Below are 17,433 nucleotides of genomic sequence, written 5' to 3'. Positions count from 1 at the left end.
CATCCCAATCTCCTTCACGGCATCACGCGCATGTCGGCTTCCTTGCAGGCCGCGACGAAAGCCGTTCTGGCATTATCGGGTTCGTCCATGCCTGCCATGACATCGAGGCAAACGCGCCGAGCGTCGATGAGCCGCGGTCCCCTTATTGTGGGCCAGTCGTTCAGCAGAAAATGCGATGCCTCTTCGGTCGAGACGAGAATGCGGTATTGGCCGGCATCGATCTCAAATTGGACCGGTCGACTCCAAGGCAGGGTGTCCATAATATTCCTCTCGCCCATCGGCCCGGAAACAGGCTGATGGTTACGATATATTGCATGAAGTTACAGCATGCCGGCTTGCCGCCGACGCTCCACATCAGCTGTGTTGAGCTTTTCGAGAAGATCTCCAGCCTCGTCTACCTCGAAACCTATCACTTCGAAGTCGTCGATTACTGCCGCCAAGCCCGTGAAGATATCGAACACGGTCCACTTGCCGTCGTCTTCCTTACGAAGATTATAGCGTCGTACCATAGGCGGCACCCTAGCACGAAAGTAGGTCGTGTCCGAACTTATTTGGCTGGCGCTGGCAAAAGCGCCTTCAGGTCACACCTGTTTTGGATCAACCAGAGGGGGCATCTCGGGCGGGTTCGGGACGTCCGGCGCGATCGGTGTATTCCCTGGTGGCGGTGGCACAATCGGTATCTCGTTCGGGGGCGGCGGATTTGGCTCCGGCATGGGCGGCGGGCTCTCCGTCGGGGATGGGGTGGCTGGCTTCGGCTCCTTCGGATCAGGCATCGTGCTCTCCTTCAGTGCATGACTTGCATGCCGGATTCGTCACAGGCTTCGATAAATGCCTTCCGGGCGAGATCGGCCGGGATTGATCCGGCCAGGGCATCGAGACAGGCTCGCCTGGCAAGGAGATGCTTGTCTCCGGCTTCGGTCGGCCAATGGTTCTGCAGGAAGTCGGAAGCTTCTTCGCTCGACGCAATGATCCGAAACTGTCCGACAGTGGTCTCGAACCTCACAGGGCTACTCCAGATACCGATGTTCATGGCGCACCTCCTTGAACCAAACATCGGCGGGGCGATCTGGTTCCTGCAGGTGCGGACTCGGTTTCTGTTCGCTCGTCATCCGGCGACATGCATTTCAAGTTCAATACAGGCCTCAATGAACACGGCTCGGGCAACATCGACGGATTCTGCTCCTTCAAGAGCATCCAGGAAGCCCTGACGTCCCGCCGCCGGTTTCCCGTCGGAGTCGATGGGCCAGTGTTTCAGCAGGAAGATGACGGCTTCGTCTGTCGAGCCGACAATGCGGTAGTCTCCGATATAGGTCTGGAGTTCGACCGGGCGCTGCCAAGCGCGGTTGTACATTTCAATCCTCCGCCTACCTGAACTGCAGCGGGGGCATTTCGTTCCGACGGGCGGGCTTCGTCATGTGAGGATCACCCCAGCTTCCTCCGCGGCGAGCAGGAAGGCCGCCCTGGCGTCTTCGGGATCGCGCTTGCCCTCGATCGCTTCAAGGCAGACGCGCTTGGCGAAGTCATAGCGCTCGCCACTGTCAGCGGGCCAATTGTTGAGCAGGTAGTCCGCGGCCGCATCGGCATCGCCGATGGTAATGCCGTCGATATCGATCGGTCGGGTGAACATTGTCGGTGCCATCTGTTACCTCCTTTGGAGAAACACCAGGAGGGGGTGATGGTTCCGGCGAGGGGCGAATGAGCAAACTCACCAATGTCTCGGAAGCCGTCAGCCCGTAAACGATGGATGGGCGTTGCCAAATCGCCCGATTTCACTCCAAGCGTCTCTGGTTTGGCAGCCGTTCGGCAGCGACGGCAACCACATGATGCCTGCCATTCTCTTTAGGGTAGGTCTTCGCTTCTGTGAGGCATTTATAAGCCACGATGTTGGAGGAGATATAAAAATCCAGATTCTGGCTCGTGGGATCATTGTGTTTGAGTACTTTGGGTACTAAATAATAGACCTCTATCGTGATGTGGTTTATTACTTTTACGTCACGGTGAGCGGGCCTTTTAAAAAAGCCACATTTTCCCTCTATAGATACAACGTTGGTTAAGGTCAGCTTGGATCCGGTGTCATTTGAGACGCCGAAGTTTTCAAACATCACGACGGGTTTGACTGCGGCCTTTGCCGTATGCCGTTTCGTGTGACCTGCACCCAGCAATTTTTACACAAGTGACGCACGAAGACGTGTTGCTGCGTCAGAGGAACTCATGAAAAACACTGTCAACCAGCCCTCCAAAGTGGGGGAGCAATCCCGCGTCGTCACGACCACGGTTCCGGTAACGCGTTCGGCACACGGCTCGACCTGGCAACCTGAACCATGCGGCCTCAGCCGTGAGGAACTGCGCAAGATCGTTGCCGACCAACTCGGCTGATCCCACTCTCCAGAACAATATGAAAGAGCCATCGATGATGGCTCGGCACACAGATGAAAACAAGTAAGCAGCAAATAAATCATAAATCCTTAACCGAACCGCGACGCTCAGAACCGAAAACGGCCGGCAAAAGCTCGAACAAGCTCCAAACAGCGCATGGCCGCTATGAGCGTTATCTGACACTGGCTCAGGCCGAGGCTATGGCCGGCGATGCTATCGCCGCCGAAAACTACTACCAGCATGCAGAGCACTATCTTAGACTGATGCACGAGCCCGCGCAGTAGTATGGAGTTCGTCAATCTTGCGGTTGTGACAGGAAGCCTGGGGGAAGGGAGCCGGGGGCTCGCGAGCTTCAGCCTACGTGTCGGCATTGCGCATCGCACTGGCCACCAGGCGATAGCGGGCCTGGATGACGCGATAGTCGCGATACCAGTTCACGAGATCGCTCCAGGGATCGTTGATCTTGGCGAGCCCGGAGACGAAGGCAACGACGGTCCCGATCTCCGTCCGGCCTTGGACGACGAGGTAGCCGCCAATACCCAGAATGATTGCCGTTCCCAGGGAGTTGAGCCAGTTCATCGCGAAGTTGAGCACGAATTTGAGCCTGAAGATGCTCATGTTCAGGCGGAATACCTGGTCCACGCGCCTGGATTGGGAATGATTGGTCGTTTCGTCGCGCTCGGCCGTGTCGACCAGCATCACGCTGATTTTGCGTAACACCCAGATGCGCGCTCCCACCCGCCGGTTTATGGCGCCCTGCATCAGCGGCACCAGGAAACATTGCGGCAGAAAGACGAGGATGCCGACGAGCGCCATCAGCGGCTGGAGATAGATGAGGTAGCCAAACACCGACAACAAGATGCCGATCTGGAGGATCGGGTCGGATAGGCTCGCGCCGACGAAGCCACCGATCGGATCGACTTCGGCCACGACCATGGCGATTTCGACGCCTCCGGCCTTGCCTGAGGGCAGCACCGAGTCAGGGCGTTGCGCAACATGCGAGATCTCGTTGCGGAGCCACCGCACCGCCGACTCGCCGATCCAATTGCGATAGAGATTGAGGCCTATCTTGATCAGGCCCTGCAGAAACGTCAGTGCAGCAAAGATGATCGCCAGCATCAGCACGCCGTAGAGATCGCCGCCCTTCACGGCAGAATTGACCAGGCGCCGCTGGATCTCGAGCGGCACGGTATCCGCGATAAACAGCAAAACGGCGCATAGGGCGATCCAGATCTGATGTCGGCCCGACACCCAAATGATGAACCCGACCAAGGTCGCGGGCATTTGGGCATGCGAGGAGGTATGCGGGCTCTCATGCGGACCCGCCTGCGCCGTCGCTCGCCTGTAAATCAATGCCAAGAAACGTCGAAGCAATGCACTGCGACCCAAAATGTTGCGCCTTTCAACGTCAGCAGGACGCGAGCTGTTCCAAGACAAGGCGGAGACAAGGCGGCGGCGTCGAAGCATGACCATGATCGCCAGCAAGGGCTGGCGGCTTGCCGGCACGAAGCCAAGGGTGCTTCGCGATCGAGGCCTTTCGATTTTGGCCAGGCGGGAATGCACAGCGCGCCGTCGAAGAGGGCCGCGCGCATCGAGATCCGGAGCTGCGGGCAGCTCCGGATCGCTGCATCAGTAATAGGCCGTGCACACGCGGTTGCCATAGTCGTCATAGCCGACCCGGGCGCATCCGCGCTCGCCACTGGGTGGCGTCGTCGCGGCGCCCACGGCGGCACCTCCCACGGCACCGATGGCGCCACCAATCAGCGCACCGCGTCCAGGATGACGGTTGGAGACGGCAGCACCCACCGCAGCGCCACCAACACCGCCGATGACCGCTCCGCCAGCGGCGCGATCGCCCGGATTGTCGCTCGCGCAGGCTGTGACGGACAAAGCGATGCCGGCCGCTGCGAGAATTCTAAGCAAATCAGCCATGATCAATATCCCCGGTTGCAACAATGCAAGAACCTCGCACGGGGGTGATCGTTCCACTTTCGAATTTGCGAGGTCGACGCGTCCAGGACGTAAACGACGTGGCTGCCGAGGTATGCAGGCAAGTCGGAGCCGTCTCCCGGGAGCCGGAGAACTCAATCTATCCGATATGCACGGATGTCCCATCCCATGGAAGCAAGTGCGGTTTCTTTCACGGGGGAACAAAAGTCCGCTCATGAGGTTCGATAGCGCCATGTCAAGGAGGTGCTATCATGCTCCACTGGATCCTCATTTTACTGATCGTCGCGGCGGCGGCGAGCCTGCTGGGAATGCCTGCGCTTGCGGGAGCGGCCGCGACGGGAGCCCGGGTCTTGATCGGGATCGCGTTGATCCTGTTTCTGCTCGTGCTCCTGGGTGTCCTCACCGTTGCCTAGGCTTGCCCGCGTGTCGATGCAGGGCGGAAAACCTTGCCGCAAACCGGCAGGAACCGAGCCGGTCGATGAGGCTTGTGGCCCCATATGCGATCGCCGGATGTATCCATCGCGCCATCGACGATGTTGGCGACATGGTGGTTATCGCCCGGCGTGGAGCGATCGCAGGCCAAATAGGGTTGCCCACGACAGGCGCTGCTTGCGCAGCAGCATGATGGCATCGATCACCACGACGATCACGAGGACGAGCCCGATCACCGAGCTTTGCCATTCGGAGGGCACCTCGAAGAGATTGAAGGCATTCGTCATCAGGCTGATGAAGCCGACGCCCAGCATGGCGCCGATCAACGAGCCCTTGCCGCCCGCAATGCTGCCGCCGCCCACGAGGCACGCGATGATAATGTTCATCTCCAGCCCGATGCCGAGATAGCGGTTCGCCATGCCGATGCGGGCGGTGACCAGCACGCCGGCCAGCGACGCCATGAAGCCGGAGAAGACAAAGGCGCCAATGCGCAGACGCGTGGTGTTGATGCCGATCATGCCGGCCGCTTCGGGATTGCCGCCGAGGAAATAGAGCCTGCGCCCGAGCACGGTACGGCGCAGGATGAACTCGCCCGTGATCACCAGTGCCAAAGCGAAGATGAACATGCCGTAGATCCCGAAAACCTGGCCGTTGCCGAGCAAGGTGAAGGCCGCTGGAAATTCGGTGAAACCGCCGAGGCCGGTGCCGATCAGCACGACCTCGACCAGCCCGCGAACCATGTACATCATGCCGAGCGTGGCGATGAGGTGGTTGATCTTGAAAACCGCGACCAGAACGCCGTTGGCAAGGCCGATCAGAGCGCCGACCGCGAGGCCGCAGACAATGGCCCCAGCCATGCCGTAACCTGCCGACAGCGCATAGGCCGTGACGATGCCGGACAGGCCCATGACCGCCCCGACCGACAGGTCGAACAGGCCGGTGATGAACAGCACCATCATGCCGATGGCGATGATCATGTTCGGTGCCATGCTGGTCTGCAGGGAGTCGAGATTGTTGGCGTTGAGGAAGGCCGGTGTGCCCAGCGCCAGCAGCAGCACGAGCGCGGCGACCACGGCCAGCGTGATCGCCTCCTGCTCCAGTCGCCAGCGCTTCAGGAAGGGCATCGTCTTGGGGGTGGCGGAACGGGCAGCCATGACTGTCTCCCTCAGACGCGATGACGATTGAGGAGCGTGTCGACCGCGACGGTGGCGATCAGCAAGGCTCCCACGACGAATTGCTGGAAGACGGGTTCGATGTCGTACATCGCCATGCCGTTCATGATCACGGCGAGCAGGAAGAGGCCGAGCACCGATGCGGCGGCATTGCCGCGTCCGCCATAGAGGCTGGCGCCACCAAGCACCGCGGCGGTGATCATGCTGAATTCGAGCCCGACGCCCATGTTGGAATCGGCATGGGTGATGCGTGAGGCTGTGTAGATGCCCGCAATGCCGGCCATCAGGCTCGACACCGCGAAGGCAAGCATCTTGATACGGCCCGCGCGTATGCCGTAGATCGCCGCCGATTGCAGATTTTCGCCGATATAGCACATCTGCCGGAACAGCACGCTGCGCCATTGGAAGAGCAGGGCGGCGACGACCAGGACGGCCATGGCGATGATGGTGAGGTTGATGCCGAGAAACGCCTGACGGGCCAGGCTGCGAAATTCGCGCGGGAAGATGTTGCCGCGCAGCGTCGTGGTCATCACGCCGACGATGCCGCGCACGATCAGCATGGTGCCGATGGTCAGCATCAGCGAATTGATGCGAAAGCGCACGACCAGGAAGCCGTTGACCAGGCCGACAATGACGGCGGCGCCGAGGGCCAGCGCAATGGCAAGCGGCAACGGGGCGCCCTGCAGCAGGAGATAGCCCGACAGGACGCCGGAAAGGGCATAGACAGCCCCGACGGAAAGATCGATCTCGCGCAGCACCATGACATAGGTGAAGGCGAGCACGACCAGCGCTTCGATCGAGACGGCGAAGGCCAGCGAATAAAGATTGCTCGCCGTCAGGAAGTTCTCGCGCGTGATGGCCAGAAAGGCGCAGAGCGCAACGGTGATCACCAGGAGGGGTATCGTTCCCAGACGGGTGCGGCGCCGGGCAGGGGCCGCGGGTGCGGCGGCGGCAAGCGGGGCTGTCTCTTGCTGGCTCATCCCGATCCTCACTTGTTCCCGGCAGCCAGGGCCATGACCTGCTCTTCCGTCATCGCCGCGCCTGTGAGCCAGCCCGCAACCTTGCGGGCGCGCATTACCAGGATGCGGTCGGCGAGAAGCAGGATCTCCGGTAGCTCGGACGAGAACACCAGCAGGCTGCGCCCCTCGTCGGCCAGGCCGGTCAGCGCGCGATACACGTCCACTTTGGCGCCGACATCGACGCCGCGGGTGGGCTCGTTGACGATCATGATCGCGGGGTCGCAGGAAAGGCAGGCGCTCAGCATCACCTTCTGCTGATTGCCACCGGAAAGTTCCCGCGGCGGCACATTGGTGCCGGCGACCCGGATGGCGAAGCGCTTGATTGCTTCGGCGGCTTGCGCCACCAGGCTCTTCTCACTGAGAAAGCCGAAGCGCGCGAAGCGGTGGAGCACCGGCGCCGAAACATTGTCGGCAACGCTGCGCTGCATGAAGAGCCCCGCATCCTTGCGGTTGGCGTTGAGATAGGACACGCCTGCCGCCATCATGCGGCGCGGCTCGGGCGAGGCAATCGCCTTGCCCGAAATTTCCATCCGCCCGCCTTCGAGCGGATCGAGGCCGAAGAGGGAGCGTGAAAGCTCGGCCGTACCGGAGCCTTCAAGACCGTAGACGCCGACGATCTCGCCGCGGCGCAGCGACAGCGAGACGTCCTCGAAACCGTCCTGCCGTATTGCGCCCTCGACCTTGAAGACGACCGGCTCCTGGCTCGCCTTGGCCGGGCGGTCGCGGTGATGGACTTCCGCCAGCTTGCGCCCCACCATGCGGCTGACGAGGTCGCTTTCCTGCAGCCCCTGGTTGACGAGCGTCTCCACCACCATGCCGTCACGCAGGACAGTGATGCGGTCCGAGATGCGCATGACGTCGCCGAGGCGGTGGGAGACGAACAGGATCGTCTGCCCCTTGGCCCGGAGCCTGGCGAGCAGGTTCAGGAGGATGCCTGAATCATGTGCATTGAGGCCGGAGGTCGGCTCGTCGAGGATGACGATCTTGCGCTCGACGTTCACGGCCCTCAGGATCTCGATGATCTGGCGCTGGCTGGGGGTGAGTTCCAGCACGCGGGTGCGCGGGTCGATGTCGAGTTCGAACATCGCCAGGAGTTCAGCCGTGCGCCGGTTCATCTCCGTGACGTCCACGAGCCCGCCGCGCAGCGGCGGACTGTCGACGAAGACATTCTCGGCCACCGTCATGTTCTCGAAGACGGCGAGTTCCTGGTGCACCATGGCAATGCCGTATCTGGCGGCATTCGAGGGCAGGAATTCGGTAACGGTCTCGCCATCGATCACCACCGTGCCGGTGCTGGGGGTGACGTCCCCCTTGATGATCTTGAGCGTGGTGCTCTTGCCGGCCCCGTTTTCGCCAAGCAGGGTGTGGATCTCGCCGCGCCGCACGGAAAAGCTGATGCCGCCGAGCGCCTTCACTGCACCGAACGACTTGGTGACATCCTTCAGCGAGAGGACGATGTCCGCCATGGCTGGTATTCCTGACTTGATGATCCGAAGCGGTCTTCGCGAAGAAGCGGGCGGGCGAAGGGCAGGGAGCTTTCGCCTGGTGGAGCGGGTTCCGTGGATGATGGAACGGGAACCCGCCAGACGTTGCCCTATTTGAACTTCGGCATGTTGGCAGCCAGGAAGTACTGGATGTTGTCCTTATCGATCACCTGCGTTCCCATGTAGATATATTGGGGGAAGGGGATGACGCCGGCTGCCTTGTTGTCGCTGGAGATCGGCACGGTGGCGAGGCCGACCTTCTCGTCGTTGTAGGCTTCGAGCAATTGGATCGCCATGTAGGCCTGCAACGCCGTCTTGTTGACGATCGTGGCATCGATGTCGCCATTCTGAACGCATTCAAGGACGGGCGCCTCGCGGTCATGCACGATGACGGTGAGCGGCTTGATGTCCTTGTCGAGCTCTTCGGCTGCCAGGCAGATGCCGGTTCCGGACGAGGAATCGAGCCCGATGACGGCTGTCATGTCCTTATAGGTGTTGAACATGGTCTTGGCGGCGTCGATTGCCGTCTCGGTGGTCGCCTTGTCGTCGACCCGGCCGAGTAGCTCCCACTGCGAATTGGCCTTGAGGTAGTCCATCAGGCCCTTGAACTTGGCGTCCGTGTTGGAGGCGCCCCAATTGCCGGAAACCACCAGCTTGCCTGTCTTGCCGGACCGCTTGATCAACTCCTTGGCGGTGTCGACGCCTGCTTCGTAATTGTCGAGGCCAACGAAGGTCAGCGCGCCGCTGTCGGGCGTTACGGCCTCGATCACCACCACCGGGATGCCCTGGCTCATGGCGCGCTTGATCGCCGGGACGGCGCCGGGCTCCCACAGCGTGGTTACGATGCCGTCCGGTTTCTTGGCGATGGCCTGCTCCACAGCTTCCGCATGGGCCACAGGATCCCAGCTCTGCGGACCGAGCGTGACGATGTTCACGCCGAATTTCTTGGCGGCATAGTCCATGCCAAGTAGAGAATCGAGAAGATAGGGATGCCCCTGTAATTGGGAGGCGTAGTAGTACGTCCTCTTATGCTCTTGAGCCGCGCTCTGGCCACTGAAAGTGGCGGCCGACAAGGCAAAGGCTGCCGCAGCCAGGCAGGAATATAGTCTTTTCACGAGCTTTCTCCCTCATAATTTCTTGCCGCTTCCCACTTTGCGGGGAAGTTCGATGGGCTGAAACGCTAGCATCGGCGGACCTGGGTGTCTAGAAGGAAATTTCCTTGCAAGATACAAAGAAAGAAAGTTACTTTCAGAGGCGAGGGCTCCGAATGATGCTAAGCAGAGCGCCCGACGAACGGTTTTGGGAGTGACCTGTGCAGGGACCGCAAACGGAGATTACGCGACGCATCAACGCTCTGCGTGGCGGGCTCAATCCAACCCTGAGGCGCATCGCCGATTTCGTGCTCGACAGGACGGCCGATGCCAAGGCCATGAGCATCAAGGAGTTGGCTGAAGAAGCCGGCGTCTCCCAGTCCTCCGTCAGCCGTTTCGTGCGCCTGGTCGGCGCCGACTCCTATCAAGAGTTCCGCATCATGCTGGCCGAAGGGCTGACGCGCAAAGCGGCCCGGGGAAGGGCGGCCGAGCACGAGGTTTATGAAGGCATCGCGCCAGGGGACGATGCTGCGGCGATCATCGCCAAGGTGTCCCGTCGCCAGGCCGAGATCATCACCGGCGCCACGATGACGCTGGATCCCACCGAATTGTGGAAGGCGGCGCTCCTGGTTTCAGAGCACCACACCATCGTGTTCTTCGCGGTCGGATCCTCGCTCCTTGCCGCCGAAAATGGCGTCATGCGTTTCCTGCGCATCGGCAAGGCCTGCATCTTCAACCGCGATGCCAATATCCAGATGTTCTCGGTGGCGGGCCTGGCCGGGCGCGCCGTCGCCATCGGCATCAGCGACAGCGGCCGCACCAAAAGTACGGTCGAGGCGCTACGCGAGGCGAAGGCCCTGGGCATGCCCACCATCGCCATCACATCCGCCGGCGGCTCGCCCCTCGCCAGGCATGCGGACGCCGTGCTGACCCTGCCAGGCGCCGCACCCGAACCGACGGGCGGCGAAGGCATGTATGAATCGATGGTCTCCAAGATGGCGCAGCTCACCGCCATGGATGCGCTCTATGCGCTGGTGGCCCTCCAGGATCACGACAAGGCCCTGGAGCGCCTCGATTACACCGATGGCGTCATCGCCAGAAGCCGATTGAAATAAGCGAGTATCCCATGCGCCGTACCGCCCTTTCCCAGAATGCCGTGCCCTCCGGCCTGCCAGCCCTCAACCGGAGCTGGCCCTTTGCCGGTGGCGCCATCCGCGATATCGGCATGGGCGGGCGCTATGTCGATGAACCGCAGGCACCGGCCGGGCCGGACGAGGTGGTCGCCCGCATCGACGCCGTCTGCATCTGCTCTTCGGACATCAAGATCATCCGCATGGGCAAGGCCCATCCCCTGTTTGCCGATCGCGACCTTGCCGACAGCCCTGCCGTGCTCGGGCACGAGATGGCTCTGACGATCGTCGACGCCGGGGCCAATTGGCGCGATCGGTTCCGGCCCGGCGACCGGCTCGGCCTGCAGCCGGCCATCATGGTCGAGGGCAGGCGCCGCACCGTCGGCATGGATCTTCCGGGTGCCTTCGCCGAATTTATCCGCCTCGACGCGCGCGTACTGGCAGGCGAGGGGCCTTATGTCTTTCCGGTACCCGCCGATATCAGCGCCGCGACCATCGCCATGCTGGAGCCCTATGCCTGTGTGGAAGCGGCCTATCGCCCCAATTGCCGCACAGGCCTGAAACCGGGCGGCCGCCTATTGGTGGTGGAGACCGTGCCGGGGACGCGCTTCGATCTGCCGGCGCCGGATGGCGAGATTGTCCTGGTCGGAGCCGGCGGGGCCGCGCGTGCCTGGGTGGGCGGCGCGGCGACGGTGGTGTGCCATGCCAGCCTGGAGGCCTTCGCGGCCTCGGAGGCCGGGCAGGCGAGCTATGACGATATCATCCTCGCAGGCCCGATCGATGCGGAGGCGACGGCCCGGCTGGCGGGCTGCCTTGCCAAGGGCGGCCTGATGGTCCTGGTCGGAGCAGGGTTGGGGCGCGAGAGCGTCATCCTCGATGCCGCACGCATTCATTATCACGAACTCTCCTTTCTCGGCGCGCCCGGCCCCTCGCTATCCGAAGCCTTTGTGCCCGCTCGCACGCGCTTCGAACTGCGCGCAGGCGGTACTGCCCTGGTGCTGGGGGCGGGCGGCGCCATGGGCCGCATCCACACCCATCGTGCCTTGGAGCTGAAGGATGGGCCGGCAACGATCATCGCCACCTCGCGCAAGGGCGCTCGCCTCAAGGCGTTGGAGGATGACTTCGCACCGCTTGCCCGCCAGCATGGCAAGACGCTGGTGGTGATCGAGGACGGCGAGGTCGAGGCCTGCGTCGCCCGGCTGGCGCCTGAAGGCTGTGACGATGTGGTGGTGGTTGCGCCGGAGGTCGCGGTGATCGAGCGGGGCGCAAGGCTGATGCGGCCCGACGGCATGCTCGTGCTGTTCGCCGGCATGCCCTTCGGCCAGCCTTGCGCCTTGCCACTCGGTCTGGTCTCCAGCGTCAATGCGCGCATCACCGGTTCCACCGGGTGCACGGTCGCCGACCAGCTTGCCGTTCTCGATCGCGTGGTCGAAGGCTCGCTCGAACTCTCGGGCAATCTGGAAGCAGTGGCGGGGCTTGGCGCCCTGCCGGATGCACTCGAAGCGGTCAATGCGGGCAAGGTCTCGGGCAAGATCGCCATCTATCCCGCCCTGCTCGACCTGCCGGTGACGCCGGTGGGTGACCTGCGTCAGGAGGGTCAGCCGGTCCGCTGGTCACTGGAAGACGAACGGCGCCTTCTCAACGGCGCTGCTTCCCACGCTTTGCGCGGTTGATCGGACGCGACCATACGCCGGCCCGTAACGGGCTAGAGATACGAAACATGGCGGGCCGAACCTGCCGGCGCAAAATCAGGGAGACACGCCATGGCAAAGGCCGTGATCGGCATCGATATCGGCACGACCGGCACCAAGACCGGCATCTATGACGAAACAGGGAAGCTGTTGGGCTCGGCTTTCGAGGAATCAGTGTTGATCTATCCCAGACCCGGCTGGGTCGAGCAACGCCCCGACGATATCGAAGGCTCGGTCCATCGCACCATTCGCGCGGCGATAGAAACGGGCGGCGTGAACCCTTCGGATGTCGTGGCGATCGCCCTCGACGGCCAGATGGGAGGCGTCTGCACGATCGATGCCGACTGGAATGCCCCCACGCACTACGATTCCTGGCTCGATAATCGCTGTGCCGGCTATCTGCCTCGGTTGAAGGAGCGCGGCATGGAGATCCTGCGGGCCTCCGGCTGCGCGCCATCCTATAATCACGGGCCCAAGATCCTTTACTGGAAACATGAATTTCCCGAGATCTGGTCGCGCGTCCGCGCCTTCGTCCAGCCGGCAGCCTATGTTGCCGGTCGCCTGGCAGGGCTCAAGGGCGATGACGCCTTCATCGACCGGACCTATCTCAACTTCTCGGCCTTTGCCGATACGGCCAATTGTCGTTGGAACGAAGGGCTGCTTGCGGATTTTGGTCTCGATACCACCAAGCTCCCGCGCATCGTCGAACCCTGGGACGTTGTCGGCAGGCTGACGCACGCGGCCGCAGAGGCAACCGGTCTCCGACAGGGAACGCCAATTGCCGCGGGTTGCGGCGACCAGGCAGCCAATGTCCTGGGAGGCGGTATTGTCGAGCCGGGCATGATCTATGACGCCGCCGGCACGGCTTCGGTCTTCTCGATCGTGCTCGACACCTTCGCCACCGATACCACCTATCAGGCCCTGATGACCTGCCCGCATGTGGTGCCGGGCCTCTACTACGCCATGGCCTATGTCGCCGGCGGCGGTCTCAACCTGCGCTGGTTCCGCGATGCGATCTGTCATGCCGAGAAGGCCGGTTGGGAAAGCGAAGGGCGCAATCCCTATGACGAGCTTGGGCGCCTCGCCGAAGCCGCACCGCCCGGCGCGGACAAGCTGATCTTCCTGCCGCATCTGGGCGGGCGCAACACGCCCAACAATACCGACATGCGCGGTGCCTTTATCGGCCTGACCTGGCGCCACGAGAAATCCCACATGGTCCGGGCTGTCATGGAGGCCATCGGCTATGAATATCTTCTCTATCTGCGCTCGGTGAAGACGCTCGCGCCCGATCTCGTGCCAACCCGCATCACCGGCATCGGTGGCGGGGCCCGCAGCCAGACCTTCCGCCAGATCAAGGCCGACATATTGGGGCTCAGCTATGGCAGGCTCGACCGTGACGAGTTCGGCACGCTCGGCAGCGCCATCGTTGCCGGCAAGGCGGTGGGCCTGTTCGACGACATCGCGGCGACGGCGCGTGGCTTCGTGAAGACAGTGGGCGAGCCCATCCGCGCCGACAGCGCAAACACGGCCTTCTATCGCGATTATGCCGCCTATTATGCGGATATGCTGGAGGAATCCGCAGGCTTTTTTGCAAAACTCTCAGCCCTGGGCCAGCCTGCTCCGGCGTGAAACAAAGTCGGGATGTCGGATCGGCTGCTGGGTAATATCAGCCTTCAACCGGCATTACGGCAGGCTGTAGGCGATCAGATAATCCCCCATCGTGGTGCCGAACGAACCATGGCCGCCGGCCATGGTGACGACATATTGCTTGCCGCCGATCTCATAGCTCATCGGCGTGGACTGTCCGCCGGCGGGCAAATGATCCTCCCACAGCTGGTTGCCGGTGGTCACGTCATAGGCGCGGATGAAATTGTCCATCGTATAGGTCATGAAGGCCACGCCGCCGGCCGTGACGATGGGACCGCCAAGGCCCGGCATGCCGATCTTCAAGGGCAGGGGGATCGGCGATACGTCCCGAATGGTGCCATTGCGGTGCATCCAGATGATCTTGTTGGTCTTCAGGTCGATACCGGCGATGAAGCCCCAGGAGGGTTGCTTGCAGGGAAAGCCGACCGGTGACAGCAGCGGATTGATGGTCACGCCGAAGGGAACCCCAAACTGGGGCTGCACGCCCTGCTCGGTGCCTGAAGGCAGGCTGGCATCGGGGGTTGCCGGGTTGTTCGGCCCCCGCGGGATCAGCTTGGATACGAAAGGCAGGTAGATCGGGTTGGCGATCGCGACCTGGCGCACCGGATCGACGGCGATGCCGCCCCATTCGAACACACCGAGATTGCCCGGAAAGACCAGCGTTCCCTGCAGCGAAGGCGGCGTGAAGGTTCCTTCATAGCGCAGGCGCTTGAACATGATCCGGCAGGCAAGCTGGTCGAACATGGTAGCACCCCACATATCCGCATCGGTCAGCTTCCGTTCGGGGCGGAAGGTCAGTGCGGAGAAGGGCTGCGTCGGCGATACCCGGTCACCCGGCGCCGCACCCTGCGGTACGGGCCGCTCCTCAACCGGCACGATCGGCTTGCCGTCACGCCTGTCGAGTACGAAGATATTGCCCGTCTTGGTTGGGACATAGAGGGCCGGCACCACGCTGCCATCAGGCCTGGCGAGGTCGACGATGCTCGGCTGGGAGGGGACGTCCATGTCCCACAAATCGTGATGGACGGTCTGGTAGGACCAGGCGAGCTTGCCCGTATCGGCGTTGAGGGCGACGATGGACGAAGCGTAGCGCTCGCTCGCCGGCGTGCGGTTGCCGCCCCAGATATCGGGGGTCTGCACGCCGGTCGGGATATAGACCAGGTTCAGCTTGGGGTCGTAGGACGACACGATCCAGGAATTGGGAGAGGCGTCGATGAATTTATGCGTCGCCGACGGCATCTGGTTGGGATCGTCATTGCCTGCGTCGAAAGCCCAGACCAGCTTGCCGGTATGCACGTCGAAGCCCCGGAACACGCCTGAGGGCACAGTGGCCGAATAATTGTCGATCACCGAACCGGTGACCATCACGATCTTGTCGGTCACCACGGGCGGGGAGGTCACGTAATAGAAGCCGCGCTGGGTGACGCCCATGCCTTCCATCAGGTCAATCGCGCCGTTCTTGCCGAATTGTGCGCAGGGCGCGCCCGTCTGGGCGTCGACCGCGAACAGCCTTCCGTCATTGGTCGGCAGGAAGATGCGTGTCGGACATTCCGCCGGTGGCGGATTGCCGTCGGAAGTGCGGGCGTCGGCCTTGGTCTCGAGATAGGAGACGCCGCGGCAGGTCATGTGCTGATAGGTCTTGTCATAGGCGATCTTGGGATCGAACTTCCATTTCTGCTTGCCCGTGGTTGCATCGAGCGCAAACAGGATCTGATGGGGCGAACACAGATAGAGCGTGTCCTTGATCTTGATCGGCGTGACCTGGTTGGTCAGTTCGCCTGGATCGTTCGGGCCCTTGAGATCGCCGGTGCGAAAGGTCCACGCCACTTTCAGCTGCGAGACGTTCTGCGGCGTGATCTGGGTGAGTGGCGAATAACGGTTGCCGAACTGGGTCCGGCCATAGGCCGGCCAGTCGCCGTCGGGCAGGCTTGCGGCATCGGCGGCGACGGGGGCTGGCGAAGCGGCCGGCGGCAAGTTGCCTGCAAAGCTCTGGGGGTCCTGCGTGAGCGAATAGCCGAGAACGCCGGCACAGGCCAGAAGCGCGACGATGAGGGGCGCGCGAGCCGCCAGGCTCACCCTGTCTGTTGCGGGTGAGCGCAAGGGGCGCGAGACGAAGGGCAGGAGCAGCCACAGGCCAAGCGGCGCGAAAATATCGCCCCTTGGCGCCAGCAGCCAGAAATCGAAGCCGGATTCCCACACCGCCCAGATGAGCGTGCCCAGCAAGAGAAGGGCATAGACGACGAGGGCCGAAGAGTGCCGCCTGGCGAGCAGGAAGGCCGTCACCAGCATCAGCAGCCCGGCGACGACATAATAGGGGGACCCACCCAGGATCAGCAGCCAGATCCCTCCGCCGCCGAGGGCCAGGCCGATTATCGCAAAAACAATCCAAGTAATTGTAAGCAGAAGGCCACGACTCTGGTGCATTGCGCTATCCAGTACGGTGAAAGATGCCGTATCCCCTCAGGGAAGGACTAGCATGGCCCGAGCGGAAGTGGCAACCGCCCGCGGCGGGGTCGGTTGCCTCAGAGCCGCTCGCTTGTATGGCGTAGCGCGACCGCGTCGCATATTCGGTTCTGGCGTAGTGGCTGCCTTGGAAGCTCGAAAATACGTCGCAGACCGGACGGGCCGCTATCGACCGTCATCCGGTTCTGATGACGGTCACGCGCCGATTCTCGGCGAAAGTCACGCGACCGGAGGAAGAGCGAAAAGCGCGTTGGAGACGCAGAACATCTCGCCTTCGGTCACGATATAATCGTTGTAGGACGCAATGAAGCGGTAGCCATGCGGCCGCAGGAGCGAATCGATGGAGATCAGATCGCCCCCCACCGCATTCTCCTTGGGCTGCAGGTCGTTGAATTCCACATAGATGAATTTGATGGCCCGCCGTTCCAGCATGGCTCGGCCGCCTTGGAGAACCGTGTGGTCGAAACCTTCGGTGTCGAGCTTGAGGATATCGACCGTCCCAAAGCCATTGTGCTCGCAATAGGCGTCGAGAGTCGTCGATCGCACGCTGATCCGCTTGGCGTCTTGCGGGTAGCGCAGCGCATATTGCGCGCGGTCGCTGAGACTGTTGATCTTCGAAGAGGGGTATTCGAACATGTCGACGGTGCCGGTCTGCACTCCCAGCGCGGTATTGACGCCGGTAAACCGGTCCTGCCTGCCGAGCCGCTGCATCAGGATGCCGAACGTGTCCGGATGCGGCTCGAAGCTGACGATTTTCGCGTCGGGGAATTTGCGGAGGGCGAGGACCGCCGTCTCGCCATCATTGGCCCCGACATCGAAGACGGTGGCAATGGGATAGCGCCAAGCCTCGCCAAGATGCTGGATGTCGGCCCAGGGGTCGTGACCGAATTTGGCTCCGGCCCTGATCAGGAGCAGCCCGTGCCGGGCCAGCACCCGCTTCACCAGCCTGGAGATCTGTGCGCGAAGAACGCCCATCGC

At 62.3% G+C, this 17,433-nt stretch carries 20 protein-coding genes; 6 read left to right on the top strand and 14 right to left on the bottom strand.

Annotated elements, in window-relative coordinates; genetic code table 11:
- Positions 1–14: 14 nt before the first annotated feature.
- The 6 genes from ACN6KF_RS32925 to ACN6KF_RS32900 all read right to left on the bottom strand — a co-directional run bounded on the left by ACN6KF_RS32925 (position 15) and on the right by ACN6KF_RS32900 (position 2,162).
- Positions 15–260 carry a DUF982 domain-containing protein gene (locus tag ACN6KF_RS32925; protein WP_434961085.1) on the bottom strand — a complete coding sequence of 82 codons (246 nt, stop codon included), beginning with the start codon at positions 258–260 and terminating at the stop codon, positions 15–17.
- A gap of 60 nt (positions 261–320) precedes the next feature.
- Positions 321–509 carry a hypothetical protein gene (locus tag ACN6KF_RS32920; protein ID WP_434961084.1) on the bottom strand — a complete coding sequence of 63 codons (189 nt, stop codon included), beginning with the start codon at positions 507–509 and terminating at the stop codon, positions 321–323.
- A 275-nt stretch (positions 510–784) separates the two neighbouring features.
- On the bottom strand, positions 785–1,030 hold the full coding sequence (locus ACN6KF_RS32915; protein ID WP_434961083.1) for a DUF982 domain-containing protein: 246 nt from the start codon (positions 1,028–1,030) through the stop codon (positions 785–787).
- A 75-nt stretch (positions 1,031–1,105) separates the two neighbouring features.
- A complete protein-coding gene (locus ACN6KF_RS32910; RefSeq protein WP_434961082.1) occupies positions 1,106–1,351 on the bottom strand; it encodes a DUF982 domain-containing protein in 246 nt (81 codons plus the stop codon).
- A gap of 60 nt (positions 1,352–1,411) precedes the next feature.
- Entirely contained in the window at positions 1,412–1,639 is a 228-nt protein-coding gene (locus ACN6KF_RS32905; RefSeq protein WP_434961081.1) for a DUF982 domain-containing protein, read from the bottom strand.
- A gap of 130 nt (positions 1,640–1,769) precedes the next feature.
- Positions 1,770–2,162 (bottom strand): hypothetical protein, encoded by a 393-nt coding sequence (locus tag ACN6KF_RS32900; RefSeq protein ID WP_434961080.1) that lies wholly within the window; start codon positions 2,160–2,162, stop codon positions 1,770–1,772.
- Between the two features lie 49 nt (positions 2,163–2,211).
- On the opposite strand from ACN6KF_RS32900, the gene ACN6KF_RS32895 reads away from it, so the two are divergent.
- Together ACN6KF_RS32895 and ACN6KF_RS32890 are read left to right on the top strand one after the other, a co-directional pair.
- Positions 2,212–2,376, top strand: coding sequence for a hypothetical protein (locus ACN6KF_RS32895; RefSeq protein WP_434961079.1), 165 nt, complete (start codon positions 2,212–2,214; stop codon positions 2,374–2,376).
- A gap of 53 nt (positions 2,377–2,429) precedes the next feature.
- Positions 2,430–2,660 (top strand): DUF4167 domain-containing protein, encoded by a 231-nt coding sequence (locus ACN6KF_RS32890; protein ID WP_434961078.1) that lies wholly within the window; start codon positions 2,430–2,432, stop codon positions 2,658–2,660.
- A gap of 73 nt (positions 2,661–2,733) precedes the next feature.
- Here the strand turns inward: ACN6KF_RS32890 and ACN6KF_RS32885 are convergent, their stop codons facing one another.
- Together ACN6KF_RS32885 and ACN6KF_RS32880 are read right to left on the bottom strand one after the other, a co-directional pair.
- Complete coding sequence (locus tag ACN6KF_RS32885) at positions 2,734–3,861, bottom strand: ABC transporter transmembrane domain-containing protein (protein WP_434961077.1); 1,128 nt, start codon at positions 3,859–3,861, stop codon at positions 2,734–2,736.
- Between the two features lie 144 nt (positions 3,862–4,005).
- Entirely contained in the window at positions 4,006–4,308 is a 303-nt protein-coding gene (locus ACN6KF_RS32880; protein WP_434961076.1) for a YMGG-like glycine zipper-containing protein, read from the bottom strand.
- Between the two features lie 269 nt (positions 4,309–4,577).
- On the opposite strand from ACN6KF_RS32880, the gene ACN6KF_RS32875 reads away from it, so the two are divergent.
- A complete protein-coding gene (locus ACN6KF_RS32875; RefSeq protein ID WP_149250000.1) occupies positions 4,578–4,739 on the top strand; it encodes a DUF1328 family protein in 162 nt (53 codons plus the stop codon).
- Between the two features lie 138 nt (positions 4,740–4,877).
- Here the strand turns inward: ACN6KF_RS32875 and ACN6KF_RS32870 are convergent, their stop codons facing one another.
- The 4 genes from ACN6KF_RS32870 to ACN6KF_RS32855 all read right to left on the bottom strand — a co-directional run bounded on the left by ACN6KF_RS32870 (position 4,878) and on the right by ACN6KF_RS32855 (position 9,548).
- Positions 4,878–5,912: an ABC transporter permease gene (locus ACN6KF_RS32870; RefSeq protein ID WP_434961075.1), complete on the bottom strand. Its 1,035-nt coding sequence runs from the start codon at positions 5,910–5,912 to the stop codon at positions 4,878–4,880.
- 11 nt (positions 5,913–5,923) lie between these two features.
- Positions 5,924–6,910, bottom strand: a complete 987-nt coding sequence (locus ACN6KF_RS32865; RefSeq protein WP_434961074.1) for an ABC transporter permease — start codon at positions 6,908–6,910, stop codon at positions 5,924–5,926.
- A gap of 8 nt (positions 6,911–6,918) precedes the next feature.
- Positions 6,919–8,415 carry a sugar ABC transporter ATP-binding protein gene (locus tag ACN6KF_RS32860; RefSeq protein WP_434961073.1) on the bottom strand — a complete coding sequence of 499 codons (1,497 nt, stop codon included), beginning with the start codon at positions 8,413–8,415 and terminating at the stop codon, positions 6,919–6,921.
- Between the two features lie 128 nt (positions 8,416–8,543).
- A complete protein-coding gene (locus ACN6KF_RS32855; RefSeq protein WP_434961072.1) occupies positions 8,544–9,548 on the bottom strand; it encodes a substrate-binding domain-containing protein in 1,005 nt (334 codons plus the stop codon).
- A gap of 197 nt (positions 9,549–9,745) precedes the next feature.
- Between ACN6KF_RS32855 and ACN6KF_RS32850 the strand changes: the two genes are divergently transcribed.
- From ACN6KF_RS32850 to ACN6KF_RS32840, 3 genes are all read left to right on the top strand, one after another.
- Positions 9,746–10,639 carry a MurR/RpiR family transcriptional regulator gene (locus ACN6KF_RS32850; protein ID WP_434961071.1) on the top strand — a complete coding sequence of 298 codons (894 nt, stop codon included), beginning with the start codon at positions 9,746–9,748 and terminating at the stop codon, positions 10,637–10,639.
- Positions 10,640–10,650: 11 nt separating this feature from the next.
- Positions 10,651–12,327, top strand: a complete 1,677-nt coding sequence (locus ACN6KF_RS32845) for an alcohol dehydrogenase catalytic domain-containing protein (RefSeq protein WP_434961070.1) — start codon at positions 10,651–10,653, stop codon at positions 12,325–12,327.
- Positions 12,328–12,417: 90 nt separating this feature from the next.
- Positions 12,418–13,974, top strand: coding sequence for an FGGY-family carbohydrate kinase (locus ACN6KF_RS32840; RefSeq protein WP_434961069.1), 1,557 nt, complete (start codon positions 12,418–12,420; stop codon positions 13,972–13,974).
- A gap of 54 nt (positions 13,975–14,028) precedes the next feature.
- On the opposite strand, the gene ACN6KF_RS32835 is transcribed toward ACN6KF_RS32840, so the two are convergent.
- The gene (locus ACN6KF_RS32835) at positions 14,029–16,416 is read right to left on the bottom strand and encodes a glucose/quinate/shikimate family membrane-bound PQQ-dependent dehydrogenase (protein WP_434961068.1); all 2,388 of its coding nucleotides are present in this window, start codon (positions 16,414–16,416) and stop codon (positions 14,029–14,031) included.
- A gap of 258 nt (positions 16,417–16,674) precedes the next feature.
- Positions 16,675–17,430 (bottom strand): FkbM family methyltransferase, encoded by a 756-nt coding sequence (locus tag ACN6KF_RS32830; protein ID WP_434961067.1) that lies wholly within the window; start codon positions 17,428–17,430, stop codon positions 16,675–16,677.
- Positions 17,431–17,433: the final 3 nt, after the last annotated feature.

This window comes from Labrys methylaminiphilus subsp. lupini (genome assembly GCF_051161885.1).
Lineage (GTDB): Bacteria > Pseudomonadota > Alphaproteobacteria > Rhizobiales > Labraceae > Labrys.
This window is presented reverse-complemented; position numbering and strand designations above follow the sequence as displayed.